Below are 19,191 nucleotides of genomic sequence, written 5' to 3'. Positions count from 1 at the left end.
GCCCGTCTCCGACGTCACACGTAAAATAAGGAATGACTATGCGCAAGACAGCTCTATTCGCCGCCGTCCTGACCACGGTTGCCGCGACGCACGTGTCCGCCGCCGACCTTCCGGGCAAAGGCATTACCGTTAAACCGGCTCAGAGTACCATTTCCGAAGAGACCTTTCAGACGCTGCTGGTGAGCCGCGCGCTGGAGAAGCTCGGCTACACCGTTGAGAAGCCGAGTGAAGTGGATTACAACGTGGCTTACACCACCATTGCCGGCGGTGATGCCACGTTTATCGCCACCAACTGGCAACCGCTGCATGACGACATGTACAAAGCCGCCGGCGGTGATAATAAATTTTATCGCCAGGGCACCTACGTCAGCGGTGCCGCGCAGGGTTACCTGATCGACAAGAAAACCGCCGATCAGTATCACATCACCAACATTGAGCAGCTGAAAGATCCAAAGCTGGCCAAACTGTTTGATACCAATGGCGATGGCAAAGCAGACCTGACCGGCTGTACGCCAGGCTGGGGCTGTGAAGCGGTGATTAACCATCAGATCGAGGCCTACAAACTGAGCGATACCGTGGTACACAACCAGGGTAACTACTCGGCGATGATTGCCGACACCATTACGCGCTTCAAACAGGGTAAACCGATTCTCTATTACACCTGGACGCCATACTGGGTCAGCGACGTACTGAAGCCGGGTAAAGATGTGGTGTGGCTGCAGGTGCCGTTCTCCTCACTGCCAGGCGCGCAGAGCAAAGTGGATACCAGACTGGCTAACGGCGCCAACTATGGCTTCCCGGTGAACACCATGCATATCGTGGCCAACAAAGCCTGGGCGGAGAAGAATCCGGCGGCGGCAAAACTGTTTGCTGAAATGAAGCTGCCGATTGGCGACATCAATGCCGAGAACGCCGCGATGCATGCCGGTCACGCCTCAGAAGCGGACATCAACGGCCACGTTGACGGCTGGATCAAAGCTCATCAGGCGGAATTTGATAAATGGGTCAGCGACGCCATGGCGGCGGCGAAATAAACCCGTGCGGCACCCCGTCTCAGCCACGTGGTGCCGTCATTTTCCGCCCTCCCGCCCCGTCAGTAAGCGAAGCGTGCGCTATAGCGCACTGGTACGTCCTGTTAATTAACACAACATTGAAATAATTTTTTGGGTTACTATTACCCACATATGATTATTTACCCGCTTTTCCCACCAGCTATGTCTCCTTTCCACCGCCCGCATCGGGTCGGCCGCGCCAGGATGAGTCTGCGTTATCGCAGGTATTCACCCTGCCACGTGCCGGTTATACGGCAGACGACGAACGGAATTCATCACGCCGCTGGTGCTGGCGCGTTACCCGGACTAACCGGTGCCTTGTCGATTAACCCATTGATTTACTCCGGCAAAGCCGGCCGGGAAAAGTGTTTAGAAAACGTAAAGATCAATGCAAAGTGGTGAGCGATACTGTTCATTAATGATTGGCTTTGTTATGGTTAGCCACACAGTTATTCACCTAAGTTATTTTTACTCGCGAAATTATTCAATCCACTGAAGGTTTCGCTTAGCGAATTGATGACGATGGCGGCTTTGTCTGCAAAGCGGCTGGTCAGGGCGCAGAGCCCAGGGTTATGGACCGACCTGGAACGCCAGGTGCTGACAGTGTGACGGTGCAAACAATCACAGGCGGAAAATATGACTACGCTTAATCTGTCACCCTCATTATTATATTTGTTGCAACTAAGAGGTTTTTAATGGAAAGCTCGTTTACTCCCATTGAGCAGATGCTAAACATCCGTGCTAATCGCCACAAAGATTTTCCGCTGCAGGAGATCATCCTGACCCGTCTGTGCATGCACATGCAGGGTAAGCTGCTGGATAATCGCAACAAAATGTTGAAGGCGCAGGGAATTAACGAAACTTTATTCATGGCGCTGATTACGCTGGACGCGCAGGAAAACCAGAGCATTCAGCCTTCTGAGCTGAGCTCGGCGCTGGGTTCTTCCCGCACCAACGCGACGCGTATCGCTGATGAACTGGAAAAGCGCGGCTGGATCGAGCGTCGTGAGAGCGACAACGATCGCCGTTGCCTGCACCTGCACCTGACGGAAAAAGGTAACGAATTCTTACGTCAGCTGCTGCCACCACAGCATCAGAGCCTGCAGTATCTGTGGTCCTCGCTGACCGATACCGAGCAGGAGCAGCTGGAAGCCATCACGCGTAAGTTACTTAACCGTCTCGATAAAATGGACGAAGATCAGGTTATCGCTTCCCTGTCGCGTTAATAGCAAGAACTGCGACACAATCACCCACCGAAATCGCTATTTTAATCCCCTTTTATCCGGCCAGCGTTGCAAACGCTGGCTTTTTCGACTCGGGCGACCGTGTTGATGGATCAACACATCCCGACTAAATGGCAAACGTGGAGAACGACATGAGTGCGACAGCGGAAGCTCAAAGCCCGCAACAGCCCGCGAACAAAAAGAAGAAGCGCAAAGGTGCGCTGATCCTGCTGGCTATCGTGTTTATCGTGATTGGTGTGGGTTATCTGGCTTACTGGTATCTGGTGCTGCGCCACTTCCAGGAAACCGATGACGCCTACGTGGCAGGCAACCAGGTGCAGGTGATGGCCCAGGTTTCCGGCAGCGTGAATAAAGTGTGGTTCGAGGATACGGATCGGGTGAAAAAAGGCGACATTCTGGTGTCGCTGGATAAAACCGATGCGCAGCAGGCATTCGAGAAAGCGCAGACCGCGCTGGCCACCAGCGTGCGCCAGACGCACCAGCTGATGATCAACGGCAAACAGTATCAGGCCACCATCAAGCTGCAACAGACCGCGCTGGATCAGGCCGAATCCGACCTGAAACGTCGTGAGCCGCTCGGTGCCGCCAATCTGATTGGTCGCGAAGAGCTGCAGCACGCGCGTGATGCCGTGGCCACGGCGAAAGCCCAGCTGGACGTGGCGATTCAGCAGTACAACGCGAACCAGGCGATGATTCTGAATACCGACCTCGAAAATCAGCCGGCGGTAAAACAGAGCGCTGCTGAGCTGCGCGATGCCTGGCTGGCGCTGCAGCGCACCGACATCCGCAGCCCGATGGACGGCTATGTCTCGCGTCGCAGCGTGCAGGTCGGTTCACAGATCTCCACCAGCACACCGCTGCTGGCGGTGGTGCCGGCTACCAACCTGTGGGTTGACGCCAACTTTAAAGAGACGCAGCTGGCAGGCGTGCGCATCGGTCAGCCCGCCACGGTAATCAGTGATATCTACGGCGATGATGTGGAGTATCACGGCAAAGTGGTTGGTCTGGATATGGGCACCGGTAGCGCCTTCTCGCTGCTGCCAGCGCAGAACGCCACCGGTAACTGGATCAAAGTGGTACAGCGTCTGCCGGTGCGTATCGAACTCGATCCGCAGCAAGTGGCGCAACATCCGCTGCGTATCGGCCTGTCCACGCTGGTGAAAGTAGATACCCAGAACAAAGATGGCGCCGCGCTGGCCAGCAATGTCCGCACCCAGGCCGCGTATGAAAGTAACGCGCTGGCAATCGACCTTGCGCCGGTTAACCAGCTGATCGCTGACATTGTCCGTGCCAACGCGCAATAACCTCGCGGGAGGCTGTTATGGCACAAAAGCCGCTTGAAGGTGCGCCGTTAGTTCTGATGACCATCGCCCTGTCGCTGGCGACGTTCATGCAGGTACTCGACTCCACCATCGCTAACGTGGCGATCCCGACCATCGCCGGTAACCTCGGGGCGTCCAACTCGCAGGGCACCTGGGTGATCACCTCGTTCGGGGTGGCGAATGCCATCTCGATCCCGATCACCGGCTGGCTGGCAAAGCGCGTCGGTGAAGTGAAGCTGTTCACCTGGTCGACCATTCTGTTCGCGCTGGCCTCATGGGCGTGCGGCATGTCCGAAAGCCTGGAGATGCTGATCTTCTTCCGCGTGATTCAGGGCGTGGTGGCCGGTCCGCTGATTCCGCTGTCGCAAAGTTTGCTGCTGAACAACTACCCGCCGGCCAAGCGCAGCGTGGCGCTGTCGCTGTGGGCGATGACGGTGATCGTTGCGCCGATCTGCGGTCCGATTCTCGGCGGCTGGATCAGCGATAACTATCACTGGGGCTGGATCTTCTTCATCAACGTGCCAATTGGCGTGGTGGTGGTGATGCTGACGCTGCAAACCCTGCGCGGGCGCGAAACCAAAACTGAGATCCGCCCGATCGATATGGTCGGTCTGGTGCTGCTGGTGGTGGGGATTGGTTCTCTGCAGGTGATGCTTGACCGCGGTAAAGAACTCGACTGGTTTGGCTCAACCGAAATCATCGTGCTGACGGTGGTCGCGGTGGTGTCGCTGGCCGTGCTGCTGGTGTGGGAGCTGACCGACGATCACCCGATTGTCGATTTGTCGCTGTTTAAGAAGCGAAATTTCACCATCGGCTGTCTGTCGATCAGTCTGGCTTACATGCTGTACTTCGGATCGATCGTCCTGCTGCCGCAGTTGCTCCAGGAGGTATACGGCTATACCGCCACCTGGGCTGGACTGGCATCGGCGCCGGTGGGGATCATTCCGGTGATTCTGTCGCCGATCATTGGTCGCTTCGCCCATAAGCTGGACATGCGAAGGCTGGTGACCTTTAGTTTTATCATGTACGCGGTGTGCTTCTACTGGCGTGCGTATACGTTTGAGCCGGGGATGGATTTCGGTGCCTCCGCGTGGCCGCAGTTTATCCAGGGGTTCGCGGTGGCCTGCTTCTTTATGCCGCTGACCACCATTACGCTGTCCGGTCTGCCGCCGGAGCGTATGGCGGCGGCCTCCAGCCTGTCGAACTTTGTGCGTACGCTGGCGGGTTCAATCGGAACGTCAATCACCACCACCATGTGGACAGACCGCGAATCGATGCACCACAGCTACCTGTCGGAGTCGGTTAATCCATTCAATCCGAATTCGCAGCAAATGTATGACCAGCTGCAAAGCATGGGCATGACGCAACAGCAGGCGTCGGCTTATATCGCCCAGCAAATTACTAATCAGGGCCTGATTATCTCGGCTAACGAGATCTTCTGGGCATCGGCGGGGGTGTTTTTGGTCCTGCTGGTTCTGGTGTGGTTTGCCCGTCCGCCGTTTGGCGCAGGCGGTGGCGGCGGTGGCGCGCACTGAGTGACAGAAACAAAAACGGGCCACAGCGGCCCGTTTTTTTATTTATGCGTTCTGACGCCACCATTCGGCGAGCAGGATACCGGTCGCGACCGAGACGTTGAGGCTTTCAACGTTGCCGGTACCGCCAATCGACAGGCTGATATCGCCCTGCTGAAATGCGCTGTCTGACAGACCTTCACGCTCCTGACCCAGCACCAGTACCATTTTGGCTGGCAGCGCCGCCTGCGCCAGTGGCGTACCGGCGTGGCTGGATGTGGTCACAATGGTGTAACCGGCTTTGCGGAACGCTTCCAGACCCGCAGCAAAGCTTTCGCCGCTGATCGCCTGAACGTGCTCTGCACCACCTTCAGCCGTGCGGACTGCGGCACCCGACTCCAGCAGTGAGGCATCATTGACCAGCAAACCTTTGACGCCAAAGTGCGCGCAGCTGCGCATGATACCGCCAAGGTTGTGCGGGTTGCTGACATCTTCCAGCGCCAGTACGCAATCTTTGCTCTGCGCCTGCTGCAGCCATTCCGCCACCGGCATGCCCATGCGCTTCTTAATAATGAAGCACACGCCGCCGTGGTGTTCAGTCCCGGACGCTTTCGCCAGCTCGGCGTCGTCCACCACGTGATAGGCTTTGCGGTTTGCTGCCAGCCAGCGCAGGGTTTCGCGGAAGCGCGGCGTGACGCTTTGCACGAACCAGGCACGGACGATGCTTTCGGGACGGCTCTGGAACAGCGCCTGGCAGGCGTTTTCGCCATACACGCGCGTCTCTTCCTGACGCTGACGGCGAATCAGTTCCGGGTCGATAACCGGCTTGCTGCTGGCCGCTTCGTCACCCGCATCCGCTTCAGCGGCGACAGGCGGACGTGACACGGTGCGCCACGGTGAATCACTGAAGCCACGATCGTCCCGATCGCTGCGACGACCGCGCGCGCTATCGTCACGCGGACCACGCGAACGCCCGGCATCATCGCCACGGGCGGTGCGCGGACGACCGCTCTCTTCATTATTACGGGTGCTGCGAGGACCAGAGCGACGATTCTCTTCCTGGCGCGCAGCAGGACGGCCGCCTTTGCCGGTACGGGGATTTGGCTTCTGACCGCCCTCCTCATCACGTACGTACATCACTTTTACCTTGCCGCTTTTGCCTTTAAATTCGTCGTTCATCTGTTCCTCCAGCATTGAGAGCGCGAAGATTACCTGATGTGTCGGCGCTTAGCTATCAACTATTGAACCTATTGCTTAATCCAGATTGAGCATAGCATTCAACCTTTTCATAATGTTCACCAATCCTAAGATTTACAGGTCCGGTTTGAGGTGACGATGAATACTGTATGTGCCTCCTGTCAGGCAACTAACCGCGTTCCAGAAGAACGTCTGGCCGACGGAGCCAAATGCGGTCGCTGCGGCGATGCGCTGTTTAGCGGTGAAGTGGTGAATGCCACGGCGGCCACGCTGGATAAATACCTGCAGGACGATCTGCCGGTCGTGGTCGACTTCTGGGCGCCATGGTGCGGCCCATGCGTGAACTTCGCGCCGGTGTTTAAAGACGTCGCCGACGAGCGGCGCGGCAAAGTGCGCTTCGTGAAAGTGAACACTGAGGCGGAACCTGCGCTCAGCACGCGTTTTCGCATCCGCAGCATCCCAACCATTATGCTGTTCAAAAACGGTGAGATGGTGGACATGCTGAACGGTGCGATGCCGAAAGCGCCATTCAACGAATGGCTCGACGAATCACTCTAATCCCCCAGGGCCAGCCACGCGCTGGCCTTGTTTTTGCCCTTCTATTACACTGGCGTTTTTCCCTGTCCGCGATGCTATGTCTGAAAATGCCGTTCTGCGCCTGCGTGCGCAGCGTTTAGCGCGTGCCACGCGCCCGTTTCTCGCCCGAGGCAACCGCGTGCTGCGCTGTCAGCGCTGCCTGCTGCCACATAAAAACTGTCTGTGCGCGACCCTGCAGCCGCAACAGGCGCGCAGCCGGTTTTGCCTGGTGATGTTTGATACTGAACCAATGAAACCCAGTAATACCGGCCGGCTGATTGCCGACATTCTGCCGGAAACCCAGGCCTTTGGCTGGTCACGCACCGAACCCGACGCCGCGCTGCTGGCGGCGGTGCAGACGGCGGATTATCAGCCGATGGTGGTGTTTCCCGGTGCCTACGCCGATGCCGATCGCCAGGTGCTGACCACGCCACCCACCGGCGGCAAACCCCCGCTATTTATTATGCTCGACGGTACCTGGACCGAAGCGCGCAAAATGTTCCGCAAAAGCCCGTGGCTGGATAGCTTTCCGGTGATGTCACTGGATGTGGCGACACCGTCGCGCTACACGCTGCGCGAAGCCCATGCGCCGGGCCAGCACTGCACCGCCGAAGTGGCCGCCGCGCTGCTGGAACAGGCAGGTGATATCCCGGCGGCGCAGGCGTTGCAGCAACACTTCGAACGCTTTCGTCAGGCCTATCTGGCCGGCAAACCCCACCATCCGATACACGCGCAAGCAGATAATTTCTGAAGCTGGCTCGCAGCCTGACATCGACAAATCGGCAACCGGCGCAAAAGCGTTTACAATCATGCCAATCCCGAGAGCAGGAGCGAATGATGAGCCAACGTGGACTGGAAGCGCTGTTACGACCGAAATCAATTGCGGTGCTGGGTGCGTCGGTAAAACCGGGCCGCGCTGGCTATCTGATGATGCGCAACCTGCTGGCGGGCGGCTTTGGCGGTCCGGTGTTGCCGGTCACGCCCAAATACAAGGCGGTCAGCGGCGTGCTGGCCTGGCCGGACGTGGCCAGCCTGCCTTTCGCCCCCGACCTGGCGATTATCTGCACCCACGCCAGACGCAACCTGGAACTGTTACAGCAGCTGGGAGAAAAAGGCTGTAAAGCCTGTATTATTCTCTCCGCCCCGGCCAGCCAGCTGGAGGCGCTGAAAGCCTGTGCCAGCCAGTGGCAGATGCGCCTGCTGGGCCCCAACAGTCTGGGCCTGTTAGCCCCCTGGCAGGGGCTGAATGCCAGCTTCTCACCGGTACCGATTGCGAAAGGACGCATCGCCTTTATTTCGCAATCGGCGGCGGTTTCCAACACCATTCTCGACTGGGCGCAACAGCGCAACCTGGGCTTTTCGTGGTTTATCGCCCTGGGCGACAGCCTGGATATTGATGTCGACGACCTGCTGGATTTTCTTGCACGCGATGGCAAAACCAGCGCCATTTTGCTCTACCTGGAACACCTGAGCGACGCCCGGCGCTTCGTTTCTGCCTCGCGTAGCGCAGCGCGTAATAAACCGATTCTGGTGATCAAAAGCGGTCGCAGCCATCAGGCACAGGCGATGATCGGCACCGCCAGCGGGCTGGATGCCGCCTGGGATGCCGCCATTCAGCGCGCCGGTCTGCTGCGCGTGCAGGACACGCATGAGCTGTTTTCCGCCGTGGAGTCGCTCAGCCACATGCGCCCGCTGCGCGGTGAGCGCCTGATGATTATCAGCAACGGCGCAGCCCCGGCAGCGCTGGCGCTGGATGAACTCTATGCGCGTAACGGCAAGCTGGCGACGCTGGATGAGCCCACGCTGCAGGCGCTGGCGGCCCTGCTGCCGGAGGGCATCGGGCGCGGTAATCCGCTGGATTTGAAAGATCATGCGACGCCCGCGCTGTACGTGGCCTGCGTAACACAGTTGCTCGACAGCCATGAACTGGATGCGCTGATGATCATCCATTCACCCAGCGCCGTCTCTCCGGCCAGTGAAACCGCCGCGCAGATTATTGCGGCGGTGGCCGCGCATCCGCGGGGTAAGCAGGTGACGCTGCTGACCAACTGGTGCGGCGAACACTCTTCGCAGGAAGCCCGCCGCGCATTCACCCAGGCCGGCATTCCGACCTGGCGCACGCCAGAAGGCACGGTGACGGCATTTATGCACCAGGTTGAGTATCGGCGTAACCAGAAACAGCTACGCGAAACGCCAGCGCTGCCGCTGGGCCTGACGCAAAACAGCGCCGAGGCACATCAGCTGCTGCAACAGGCACTGGATAGCGGCATTACCACGCTGGATACGCACGAGGTGCAGCCCATACTGCAGGCTTACGGGCTGGCGACGCTGCCAACCTGGATCGCCAGCGACAGCCAGTCTGCCGCTAAGATTGCCGACCAGATTGGTTATCCGGTGGCGCTCAAGCTACGCTCGCCAGATATTGCGCATAAGTCGGATGTACAGGGCGTGATGCTCTATCTGCGCAGCGCGGCAGAAGTTGAACAGGCAGCAGACGCCATCTTCGATCGCGTGCGTGAAACGCATCCGCAGGCGCGCATTGACGGCCTGCTGGTGCAAAGTATGGCGAACCGCGCCGGTGCACAGGAGTTGCGGGTGGTGGTTGAGCATGACCCGCTGTTTGGCCCGATCATCATGCTGGGCGAAGGCGGTGTGGAGTGGCAGCCGGACAAGCAGGCCGCCGTGGCGTTGCCGCCGCTGAATATGACGCTGGCGCGCTATCTGGTGATTCAGGCACTGAAGAGCGGCAAAGTGCGCAGCCGCAGTGCACTGCGACCGCTGGACATCACCGGTCTCAGTCAGCTGCTGGTGCAGGTATCAAACCTGGTGGTCGACTGTCCGGTGATTCAGCGGCTGGATATTCACCCGCTGCTGGCATCCGCCAATACTTTTACCCTGCTGGACGTGACGCTGCAGCTGGCTCCGTTTCATGGCGACAGTGAGGCGCGGCTGGCGATTCGCCCCTATCCGCACCATCTGGAAGAGCAGGTGCAGCTTAAAGATGGCCAGCGCTGCCTGTTTCGCCCGATTCTGCCGGAGGATGAACCGCAGCTACGTGCCTTCATCGCTCAGGTCACCAAAGAAGACCTTTACTATCGCTACTTCAGTGAAATCAATGAGTTTACCCACGACGATTTGGCGAACATGACGCAGATCGATTACGACCGGGAGATGGCGATTGTCGCAGTACGCCAGCATAACGGTGCCGATGAGATTATCGGCGTAACGCGCGCCATCTCCGATGCTGACAATATCGACGCAGAATTTTCGGTATTGGTGCGTTCCGACCTCAAGGGTCTGGGCATGGGCAGGCGGCTGCTGGAAAAGATGATCCGCTATACGCGCGATCACGGCCTGCAACAATTGAACGGTATCACCATGCCGCACAATACCGGCATGATTACCCTGGCGCGAAAACTCAATTTTCGTGTGAATATTCAACTGGATGATGGCATTGTCAGCCTGAATTTACCGCTGGCTGACACCGGTGACCTGGCTGTAGAGAAAGGTAAAAATCCTCCTTAACCGGCCGGTTGATGTTATTATTTACCGTTAGGATCATGATTTGATGGCAAAAGGCCATACAATGAACAGAGAAGAAGTGCACTGTGATGTTGTCTAAATTCAAACGCAATAAACACCAACAACACCTCGCACAGCTGCCTAAACTGTCACAGTCCGTGTCGGATGTGACCACGCTTTACTCGCCCGCCGAGTTTCGTGAAACCCTGCTGACGAAAATTGCTACGGCAGAAAAACGCATCTGCATCGCCGCGCTGTATCTGGAAAATGATGACGGCGGGCGCAGCATCATGCAGGCGCTGTATGCAGCCCGTCAGGCGCGCCCGGAACTGGATGTCAGCATTCTGGTGGACTGGCATCGTGCGCAGCGCGGCCGTATCGGTGCCGCGCGCGGCCTGACGAATGCCGACTGGTATTGCGAAATGGCGGCGCAGCATCCCGATATCGCGATTCCGGTGTATGGCATTCCGGTGAACACCCGTGAAGCGCTGGGTGTGCTGCATCTGAAAGGCTTTATCATTGACGATACGCTGCTCTACAGCGGTGCCAGCCTGAACGATGTTTATCTGCATCAGCATGACAAATACCGTTATGACCGTTATCAGCTGATCCGAAATCCGCAGCTGGCGGACACCATGTTTCAGTGGATTGGTGAGAATCTCAAACATTCTGAGGCCGTTAACCGTCTCGACCAGGCCGAACGTCCCTCCAGCCCGGAAATCAAGAATGAAACCCGCCAGTTTCGTCAGGAGCTGCGCAGCTTCAACTATCAGTTTACCGGTGATGCCGGCAACGAATCACTGGCCGTCACGCCGCTGGTCGGGCTGGGTAAACGTAGCCTGCTGAACAAAACCATCTTCCATTTAATGCCCTGCGCCGAGCGTAAGCTCACGCTGTGCACGCCGTACTTTAACCTGCCAGCCATTCTGGTGCGCAATCTGATCCAGCTGCTGCGTCAGGGCAAAGAGGTCGAGATCATCGTCGGCGATAAAACCGCCAACGATTTCTACATTCCGCCACACGAGCCGTTCAAGATTATCGGTGCGCTGCCCTATCTGTATGAAATCAACCTGCGTCGCTTCCTCAGCCGGTTGCAGTATTACGTCAATAACGGCCAGCTGACGGTACGTTTGTGGAAAGATGGCGACAACAGTTATCACCTGAAAGGCATCTGGGTTGATGACGAGTGGATGATGATCACCGGTAATAACCTCAATCCGCGCGCCTGGCGACTCGATCTGGAAAATGCGGTGCTGATTCACGATCCGCTCAACCAGCTGGCAGAGCAGCGCGATAAGGAACTGACGCTGATCCGTCAGCACACCACGGTGGTGAAACATTTCCGCGAGCTGGAGAGCATCTCTGATTATCCGGCTAAGGTGCGTAAGCTGATTCGCCGTCTGCGTCGCATCCGTATCGATCGCCTTATTAGCCGTCTGCTGTAGCCGATGCGTGCGCTCATCCTCTGTGCGGGATTACTGTGTAGCGGATGTGCGCATGTGGCGCAGGACAGCTGGACCGGCCAGGATAAAGCACAACACTTTTTCTCCTCTGCCGCTCTGGCTGCCGCTGGCAGTGAGATCTCTCAGCATCAACATCAGGGGCGCGGGCAAAATCTGCGCTTCGGCCTGCTCTTTTCGCTAAGCTTCGGCGTGGCCAAAGAAGCCTGGGACAGCCGCCCTGCCGGGAGCGGCTGGAGCTGGAAAGATCTCAGCTGGGATGTCGCCGGTGCGGCCAGCGGCATTGCCCTGTGGAACCTGAGCCAGTAATCACAGTGCAATCCCCTTCCCTTTGCGGTGCAGCATCAGTGATATCAGAAATGCCAGCGCGCCCATTGCCGATACATACCAGAAGAAGGTGGTTTCGATGCCGTGCTTCTTCAGCAACAGCGCCACGTATTCGGCCGAACCACCAAAGATAGCGTTAGCTACCGCATAGGAAAGCCCCACGCCGAGCGCCCGCACTTCCGGCGGGAACATCTCCGCTTTAAGGATGCCGCTAATGGCGGTGTAGAAACTGGTAATAATCAGCGCCAGCATCACCAGCACGAACGCCAGCCCGCTACTTTGCACATTCTGCAGCAACATCAAAATCGGCACGGTACAGATAGCCGCGCCAGCGCCAAAGATCATCATTGATGCCCGCCGGCCAATCTTATCTGATAGCGCGCCCACAATCGGCTGAATCAGCATGAATACCAGCAGCGCGCCGGTCATCAACGCACTGGCGCTACGCGCATCCATACCCGCCGTGTTCACCAGATATTTCTGCATGTAGGTTGTGAAGGTATAGAAGCTCAGCGATCCGCCGGCGGTAAAGCCAAGCACCATCAGGAAGGCGCGCGAATGGTTACGCAGCAGGCCAAGGATGCTGCCGGCATCGCGATGTTCCCGGTGCTTTTTCTCGGAGGTTTCATTCAGTGAGCGACGCAACCACAGAGCGACCACGGCCAGAACCGCGCCAAGAAAGAACGGGATACGCCAGCCCCAGCTGCGCAGCGCTTCATCACTGAGGATTTGTTGCAGCACCACGACCGTCAGCACGGCTAACAGCTGACCGCCAATCAGTGTGACGTACTGGAACGACGCGTAGAAGCCTTTGCGCCCTTCCAGTGCCACCTCACTCATGTAGGTAGCGCTGGTACCATATTCACCGCCCACCGATAAGCCCTGAAACATGCGCGCCAGCAGTAAAATCACCGGTGCCGCAATGCCTATTTCGCCATAGCCGGGTAAACAGGCGATGACCAGAGAACCAAAACACATCATGCATACCGAGATCAACATCGAGCTTTTTCGGCCGTGGCGGTCCGCAATGTAGCCGAATAGCCAGCCACCGATGGGACGCATTAAGAAGCCCGCCGCAAACACGCCGGCCGTTTGCAGCAGTTGGGTAGTGGTGTCGCCGGCCGGGAAAAATACATGGGCAAAATAGAGCGAAAAGAACGAATAGACGTAGAAATCAAACCATTCGACCAGATTGCCGGACGACGCGCCGACAATGGCCCAGATGCGTTGTTTACTGACGGCTGCCGCTTCCGGCTGGGCCGAGTTTTGTTGTAAGTCGGTCATCTTTTACCTCATTTCCTTGCGAAGAACATCGCTAAAGCAATGAGTAAAGCATCTGAGGACGGCGCGGGGGGATTCGTGCCCGTTCAGGATGACAAAATGTGACAGAGCTGGAGTTTTAGGGAGAGATTTTGCAAGGGGTGAAGTGGATTTAGCGATCGCCAGACGTAAAAAAGCCCCGGACTCTCGTCCGGGGCTTTTTTACTGGTTTGATGCCTGGCAGTTCCCTACTCTCGCATGGGGAGGCCCCACACTACCATCGGCGCTACGGCGTTTCACTTCTGAGTTCGGCATGGGGTCAGGTGGGACCACCGCGCTGTTGCCGCCAGGCAAATTCTGTTTTCGTCCGCGTCTTTCGCGCTCTGACTGCGTTGGCCCCGCTCGCGCCGCTCAGTCACATACTTCTGTATGCTCCTTCCCGTCGTCTCGCGTGCCGCCCTGTCACAGCACAAAATCCACTGGACGTAATCCGGTGAACAAAGCTGAAAATTTTTCGGTCTCTCGGACCAAAACGCCTCTGGCGTTGTAAGGTTAAGCCTCACGGGTCATTAGTACCGGTTAGCTCAACGCATCGCTGCGCTTACACACCCGGCCTATCAACGTCGTCGTCTTCAACGTCCCTTCAGGACCCTTAAAGGGTCAGGGAGAACTCATCTCGGGGCAAGTTTCGTGCTTAGATGCTTTCAGCACTTATCTCTTCCGCACTTAGCTACCGGGCAGTGCCATTGGCATGACAACCCGAACACCAGCGGTGCGTTCACTCCGGTCCTCTCGTACTAGGAGCAACCCCCCTCAATTCTCCAGCGCCCACGGCAGATAGGGACCGAACTGTCTCACGACGTTCTAAACCCAGCTCGCGTACCACTTTAAACGGCGAACAGCCGTACCCTTGGGACCTACTTCAGCCCCAGGATGTGATGAGCCGACATCGAGGTGCCAAACACCGCCGTCGATATGAACTCTTGGGCGGTATCAGCCTGTTATCCCCGGAGTACCTTTTATCCGTTGAGCGATGGCCCTTCCATTCAGAACCACCGGATCACTATGACCTGCTTTCGCACCTGCTCGAGCCGTCACTCTCGCAGTCAAGCTGGCTTATGCCATTGCACTAACCTCCTGATGTCCGACCAGGATTAGCCAACCTTCGTGCTCCTCCGTTACGCTTTGGGAGGAGACCGCCCCAGTCAAACTACCCACCAGACACTGTCCGCAGCCCGGATTACGGGCCTACGTTAGAACATCAAACATTAAAGGGTGGTATTTCAAGGTTGGCTCCACGCAGACTGGCGTCCGCGCTTCAAAGCCTCCCACCTATCCTACACATCAAGGCTCAATGTTCAGTGTCAAGCTATAGTAAAGGTTCACGGGGTCTTTCCGTCTTGCCGCGGGTACACTGCATCTTCACAGCGATTTCAATTTCACTGAGTCTCGGGTGGAGACAGCCTGGCCATCATTACGCCATTCGTGCAGGTCGGAACTTACCCGACAAGGAATTTCGCTACCTTAGGACCGTTATAGTTACGGCCGCCGTTTACCGGGGCTTCGATCAAGAGCTTCTCCTTGCGGATAACCCCATCAATTAACCTTCCGGCACCGGGCAGGCGTCACACCGTATACGTCCACTTTCGTGTTTGCACAGTGCTGTGTTTTTAATAAACAGTTGCAGCCAGCTGGTATCTTCGACTGGCCTCGGCTCCGGGAGCAAGTCCCTTCACCTACGCGCCAGCGTGCCTTCTCCCGAAGTTACGGCACCATTTTGCCTAGTTCCTTCACCCGAGTTCTCTCAAGCGCCTTGGTATTCTCTACCTGACCACCTGTGTCGGTTTGGGGTACGATTTCGTGTTACCTGGAGCTTAGAGGCTTTTCCTGGAAGCAGGGCATCAGTTACTTCACCGCCGTAGCGGCTCGTCATCACGCCTCAGTGTTAAAGAAGACCGGATTTGCCTGGTCTTCACACCTGCACGCTTAAACCGGGACAACCGTCGCCCGGATAACCTAGCCTTCTCCGTCCCCCCTTCGCAGTAACACCAAGTACAGGAATATTAACCTGTTTCCCATCGACTACGCTTTTCAGCCTCGCCTTAGGGGTCGACTCACCCTGCCCCGATTAACGTTGGACAGGAACCCTTGGTCTTCCGGCGAGCGGGCTTTTCACCCGCTTTATCGTTACTTATGTCAGCATTCGCACTTCTGATACCTCCAGCGTGCCTCACAGCACACCTTCAGCGGCTTACAGAACGCTCCCCTACCCAACAACGCCTAAGCGTCGCTGCCGCAGCTTCGGTGCATGGTTTAGCCCCGTTACATCTTCCGCGCAGGCCGACTCGACCAGTGAGCTATTACGCTTTCTTTAAATGATGGCTGCTTCTAAGCCAACATCCTGGCTGTCTGTGCCTTCCCACATCGTTTCCCACTTAACCATGACTTTGGGACCTTAGCTGGCGGTCTGGGTTGTTTCCCTCTTCACGACGGACGTTAGCACCCGCCGTGTGTCTCCCGTGATAACATTCTCCGGTATTCGCAGTTTGCATCGGGTTGGTAAGCCGGGATGGCCCCCTAGCCGAAACAGTGCTCTACCCCCGGAGATGAGTTCACGAGGCGCTACCTAAATAGCTTTCGGGGAGAACCAGCTATCTCCCGGTTTGATTGGCCTTTCACCCCCAGCCACAAGTCATCCGCTAATTTTTCAACATTAGTCGGTTCGGTCCTCCAGTTAGTGTTACCCAACCTTCAACCTGCCCATGGCTAGATCACCGGGTTTCGGGTCTATACCCTGCAACTTAACGCCCAATTAAGACTCGGTTTCCCTTCGGCTCCCCTATGCGGTTAACCTTGCTACAGAATATAAGTCGCTGACCCATTATACAAAAGGTACGCAGTCACCTAACAAGTAGGCTCCCACTGCTTGTACGTACACGGTTTCAGGTTCTGTTTCACTCCCCTCGCCGGGGTTCTTTTCGCCTTTCCCTCACGGTACTGGTTCACTATCGGTCAGTCAGGAGTATTTAGCCTTGGAGGATGGTCCCCCCATGTTCAGACAGGATACCACGTGTCCCGCCCTACTCGTCGGACTCACAGCTCATGCATCTTCGTGTACGGGGCTGTCACCCGGTATCGCGCGACTTTCCAGACGCTTCCACTGATGCACAAGCTGATTCAGGTCCTGGGCTGCTCCCCGTTCGCTCGCCGCTACTGGGGGAATCTCGGTTGATTTCTTTTCCTCGGGGTACTTAGATGTTTCAGTTCCCCCGGTTCGCCTCGTTAACCTATGTATTCAGTTAACGATAATGCACAAGTGCATTGGGTTTCCCCATTCGGACATCGACGGCTGTAGCGGTTCATATCACCTTACCGTCGCTTTTCGCAGATTAGCACGTCCTTCATCGCCTCTGACTGCCAGGGCATCCACCGTGTACGCTTAGTCGCTTAACCTCACAACCCACAGGCGTTTTGCAACGCTGCGGACTGCAAGCATTTGAGAGACTCGAACGCATCGTGATTCATTTCTTATTACGGAGAAATGAAGCGACGCGTCGTTTCAAATTTTCAGCTTGTTCCGGATTGTTAAAGAGCAAATACTTCGCAGCACACCGTCGCCGGTATACTCTGAAGTAAGTTTCAGTACTGTAATGGTGGAGCTAAGCGGGATCGAACCGCTGACCTCCTGCGTGCAAGGCAGGCGCTCTCCCAGCTGAGCTATAGCCCCATACAGTCACTGCAGAGACCATCTACTACCACTCACCAGGAGTCACGTTTCTCACACGGGAAATGTGATTTCGTCTCAGGCAAGGCATGTTTTCGCGAAGCATAGTGAACTATGCGAGCCGGAAACATAACGCGGCATGAGAAGAAATCTGGTAGGCCTGAGTGGACTTGAACCACCGACCTCACCCTTATCAGGGGTGCGCTCTAACCACCTGAGCTACAAGCCTGTAGAGGTTTTTTCTGCTCGTTACTTTTCTATCAGACAATCTGTGTGAGCACTTCGCGGGAAGGTATCTTCAGGTAAGGAGGTGATCCAACCGCAGGTTCCCCTACGGTTACCTTGTTACGACTTCACCCCAGTCATGAATCACAAAGTGGTAAGCGCCCTCCCGAAGGTTAAGCTACCTACTTCTTTTGCAACCCACTCCCATGGTGTGACGGGCGGTGTGTACAAGGCCCGGGAACGTATTCACCGTAGCATTCTGATCTACGATTACTAGCGATTCCGACTTCATGGAGTCGAGTTGCAGACTCCAATCCGGACTACGACGCACTTTATGAGGTCCGCTTGCTCTCGCGAGGTCGCTTCTCTTTGTATGCGCCATTGTAGCACGTGTGTAGCCCTGGCCGTAAGGGCCATGATGACTTGACGTCATCCCCACCTTCCTCCGGTTTATCACCGGCAGTCTCCTTTGAGTTCCCGGCCGAGCCGCTGGCAACAAAGGATAAGGGTTGCGCTCGTTGCGGGACTTAACCCAACATTTCACAACACGAGCTGACGACAGCCATGCAGCACCTGTCTCAGAGTTCCCGAAGGCACCAAAGCATCTCTGCTAAGTTCTCTGGATGTCAAGGCCAGGTAAGGTTCTTCGCGTTGCATCGAATTAAACCACATGCTCCACCGCTTGTGCGGGCCCCCGTCAATTCATTTGAGTTTTAACCTTGCGGCCGTACTCCCCAGGCGGTCGACTTAACGCGTTAGCTCCGGAAGCCACGCCTCAAGGGCACAACCTCCAAGTCGACATCGTTTACGGCGTGGACTACCAGGGTATCTAATCCTGTTTGCTCCCCACGCTTTCGCACCTGAGCGTCAGTCTTCGTCCAGGGGGCCGCCTTCGCCACCGGTATTCCTCCAGATCTCTACGCATTTCACCGCTACACCTGGAATTCTACCCCCTCTACGAGACTCAAGCCTGCCAGTTTCAAATGCAGTTCCCAGGTTAAGCCCGGGGATTTCACATCTGACTTAACAGACCGCCTGCGTGCGCTTTACGCCCAGTAATTCCGATTAACGCTTGCACCCTCCGTATTACCGCGGCTGCTGGCACGGAGTTAGCCGGTGCTTCTTCTGCGGGTAACGTCAATCGGCGAGGTTATTAACCTCACCGCCTTCCTCCCCGCTGAAAGTACTTTACAACCCGAAGGCCTTCTTCATACACGCGGCATGGCTGCATCAGGCTTGCGCCCATTGTGCAATATTCCCCACTGCTGCCTCCCGTAGGAGTCTGGACCGTGTCTCAGTTCCAGTGTGGCTGGTCATCCTCTCAGACCAGCTAGGGATCGTCGCCTAGGTGAGCCATTACCCCACCTACTAGCTAATCCCATCTGGGCACATCCGATGGTGTGAGGCCCGAAGGTCCCCCACTTTGGTCTTGCGACGTTATGCGGTATTAGCTACCGTTTCCAGTAGTTATCCCCCTCCATCGGGCAGTTTCCCAGACATTACTCACCCGTCCGCCACTCGCCACCCAAAGAGCAAGCTCTTCTGTGCTGCCGTTCGACTTGCATGTGTTAGGCCTGCCGCCAGCGTTCAATCTGAGCCATGATCAAACTCTTCAATTTAAAGTTTGATTTGCTGCAACGAGTGCAGCGATGCTCTGTGAATTAAACTTCGTAATGAATTACGTGTTCACTCAGCAAAGACTTGATATTTTTTAAAGCCCGTAGGCTTGTGATATCAATCCTGCGAGTGCCCACACAGATTGTCTGATAAA

The 19,191-nt window shown here is 56.6% G+C and carries 11 protein-coding genes, 2 tRNA genes and 3 rRNA genes; 9 read left to right on the top strand and 7 right to left on the bottom strand.

The window, feature by feature from the left end:
• The first annotated feature begins 38 nt into the window (after positions 1-38).
• The 4 genes from proX (at position 39) to emrB (ending at position 5,153) form a co-directional block, all read left to right on the top strand.
• Positions 39-1,034 (top strand): glycine betaine/L-proline ABC transporter substrate-binding protein ProX, encoded by a 996-nt coding sequence (gene proX / locus C1N56_RS04630; RefSeq protein ID WP_058770893.1) that lies wholly within the window; start codon positions 39-41, stop codon positions 1,032-1,034.
• A gap of 713 nt (positions 1,035-1,747) precedes the next feature.
• Positions 1,748-2,278 carry a transcriptional repressor MprA gene (mprA, locus tag C1N56_RS04625; protein WP_021506466.1) on the top strand — a complete coding sequence of 177 codons (531 nt, stop codon included), beginning with the start codon at positions 1,748-1,750 and terminating at the stop codon, positions 2,276-2,278.
• 149 nt (positions 2,279-2,427) lie between these two features.
• Positions 2,428-3,600 (top strand): multidrug efflux MFS transporter periplasmic adaptor subunit EmrA, encoded by a 1,173-nt coding sequence (gene emrA / locus C1N56_RS04620; RefSeq protein WP_058770894.1) that lies wholly within the window; start codon positions 2,428-2,430, stop codon positions 3,598-3,600.
• Between the two features lie 17 nt (positions 3,601-3,617).
• Positions 3,618-5,153 carry a multidrug efflux MFS transporter permease subunit EmrB gene (emrB, locus tag C1N56_RS04615; protein WP_021506464.1) on the top strand — a complete coding sequence of 512 codons (1,536 nt, stop codon included), beginning with the start codon at positions 3,618-3,620 and terminating at the stop codon, positions 5,151-5,153.
• A 42-nt stretch (positions 5,154-5,195) separates the two neighbouring features.
• Here emrB and C1N56_RS04610 read toward each other — a convergent pair whose 3' ends face one another.
• The gene (locus tag C1N56_RS04610) at positions 5,196-6,308 is read right to left on the bottom strand and encodes a tRNA/rRNA methyltransferase (RefSeq protein ID WP_141496556.1); all 1,113 of its coding nucleotides are present in this window, start codon (positions 6,306-6,308) and stop codon (positions 5,196-5,198) included.
• A gap of 156 nt (positions 6,309-6,464) precedes the next feature.
• On the opposite strand from C1N56_RS04610, the gene trxC reads away from it, so the two are divergent.
• The 5 genes from trxC to C1N56_RS04585 all read left to right on the top strand — a co-directional run bounded on the left by trxC (position 6,465) and on the right by C1N56_RS04585 (position 12,193).
• Positions 6,465-6,884: a thioredoxin TrxC gene (gene trxC, locus C1N56_RS04605; RefSeq protein WP_021313847.1), complete on the top strand. Its 420-nt coding sequence runs from the start codon at positions 6,465-6,467 to the stop codon at positions 6,882-6,884.
• Positions 6,885-6,960: 76 nt separating this feature from the next.
• Entirely contained in the window at positions 6,961-7,653 is a 693-nt protein-coding gene (locus C1N56_RS04600) for a tRNA-uridine aminocarboxypropyltransferase (protein WP_394517172.1), read from the top strand.
• A gap of 86 nt (positions 7,654-7,739) precedes the next feature.
• Positions 7,740-10,427 (top strand): bifunctional acetate--CoA ligase family protein/GNAT family N-acetyltransferase, encoded by a 2,688-nt coding sequence (locus tag C1N56_RS04595; RefSeq protein ID WP_394517450.1) that lies wholly within the window; start codon positions 7,740-7,742, stop codon positions 10,425-10,427.
• 83 nt (positions 10,428-10,510) lie between these two features.
• Positions 10,511-11,869, top strand: coding sequence for a CDP-diacylglycerol--serine O-phosphatidyltransferase (gene pssA, locus C1N56_RS04590; RefSeq protein ID WP_193752257.1), 1,359 nt, complete (start codon positions 10,511-10,513; stop codon positions 11,867-11,869).
• Positions 11,870-11,872: 3 nt separating this feature from the next.
• Positions 11,873-12,193 (top strand): YfiM family lipoprotein, encoded by a 321-nt coding sequence (locus tag C1N56_RS04585; RefSeq protein ID WP_275028204.1) that lies wholly within the window; start codon positions 11,873-11,875, stop codon positions 12,191-12,193.
• On the opposite strand, the gene C1N56_RS04580 is transcribed toward C1N56_RS04585, so the two are convergent.
• The 6 genes from C1N56_RS04580 to C1N56_RS04555 all read right to left on the bottom strand — a co-directional run bounded on the left by C1N56_RS04580 (position 12,194) and on the right by C1N56_RS04555 (position 19,039).
• Positions 12,194-13,495: an MFS family transporter gene (locus C1N56_RS04580; protein ID WP_088516799.1), complete on the bottom strand. Its 1,302-nt coding sequence runs from the start codon at positions 13,493-13,495 to the stop codon at positions 12,194-12,196.
• Between the two features lie 211 nt (positions 13,496-13,706).
• Positions 13,707-13,822: ribosomal RNA gene (gene rrf, locus C1N56_RS04575) — 5S ribosomal RNA — on the bottom strand.
• Positions 13,823-14,019: 197 nt separating this feature from the next.
• Positions 14,020-16,924 (bottom strand): 23S ribosomal RNA (locus tag C1N56_RS04570).
• A 198-nt stretch (positions 16,925-17,122) separates the two neighbouring features.
• Positions 17,123-17,198: transfer RNA gene (locus C1N56_RS04565), tRNA-Ala, on the bottom strand.
• 149 nt (positions 17,199-17,347) lie between these two features.
• Positions 17,348-17,424: transfer RNA gene (locus C1N56_RS04560), tRNA-Ile, on the bottom strand.
• A gap of 74 nt (positions 17,425-17,498) precedes the next feature.
• Positions 17,499-19,039 (bottom strand): 16S ribosomal RNA (locus C1N56_RS04555).
• The 16S, 23S and 5S rRNA genes sit together here with 2 tRNA genes alongside, the layout of an rRNA operon.
• Positions 19,040-19,191 lie beyond the last annotated feature (152 nt).

The organism is Pantoea sp. SGAir0175 (assembly GCF_043547855.1).
The sequence above is the reverse complement of the archived record's forward strand: the minus strand, read 5'-3'. Positions and strand labels throughout refer to the sequence as shown.

Bases quoted from the DNA above. Each gene is read 5' to 3' on its own strand.
- emrB (WP_021506464.1), top strand. From the start codon at position 3,618: ATGGCACAAAAGCCGCTTGAAGGTGCGCCGTTAGTTCTGATGACCATC.
- C1N56_RS04585 (WP_275028204.1), top strand. From the start codon at position 11,873: ATGCGTGCGCTCATCCTCTGTGCGGGATTACTGTGTAGCGGATGTGCG.
- C1N56_RS04600 (WP_394517172.1), top strand. From the start codon at position 6,961: ATGTCTGAAAATGCCGTTCTGCGCCTGCGTGCGCAGCGTTTAGCGCGT.
- C1N56_RS04580 (WP_088516799.1), bottom strand. From the start codon at position 13,495: ATGACCGACTTACAACAAAACTCGGCCCAGCCGGAAGCGGCAGCCGTC.
- C1N56_RS04595 (WP_394517450.1), top strand. From the start codon at position 7,740: ATGAGCCAACGTGGACTGGAAGCGCTGTTACGACCGAAATCAATTGCG.
- trxC (WP_021313847.1), top strand. From the start codon at position 6,465: ATGAATACTGTATGTGCCTCCTGTCAGGCAACTAACCGCGTTCCAGAA.
- emrA (WP_058770894.1), top strand. From the start codon at position 2,428: ATGAGTGCGACAGCGGAAGCTCAAAGCCCGCAACAGCCCGCGAACAAA.
- proX (WP_058770893.1), top strand. From the start codon at position 39: ATGCGCAAGACAGCTCTATTCGCCGCCGTCCTGACCACGGTTGCCGCG.
- C1N56_RS04610 (WP_141496556.1), bottom strand. From the start codon at position 6,308: ATGAACGACGAATTTAAAGGCAAAAGCGGCAAGGTAAAAGTGATGTAC.
- mprA (WP_021506466.1), top strand. From the start codon at position 1,748: ATGGAAAGCTCGTTTACTCCCATTGAGCAGATGCTAAACATCCGTGCT.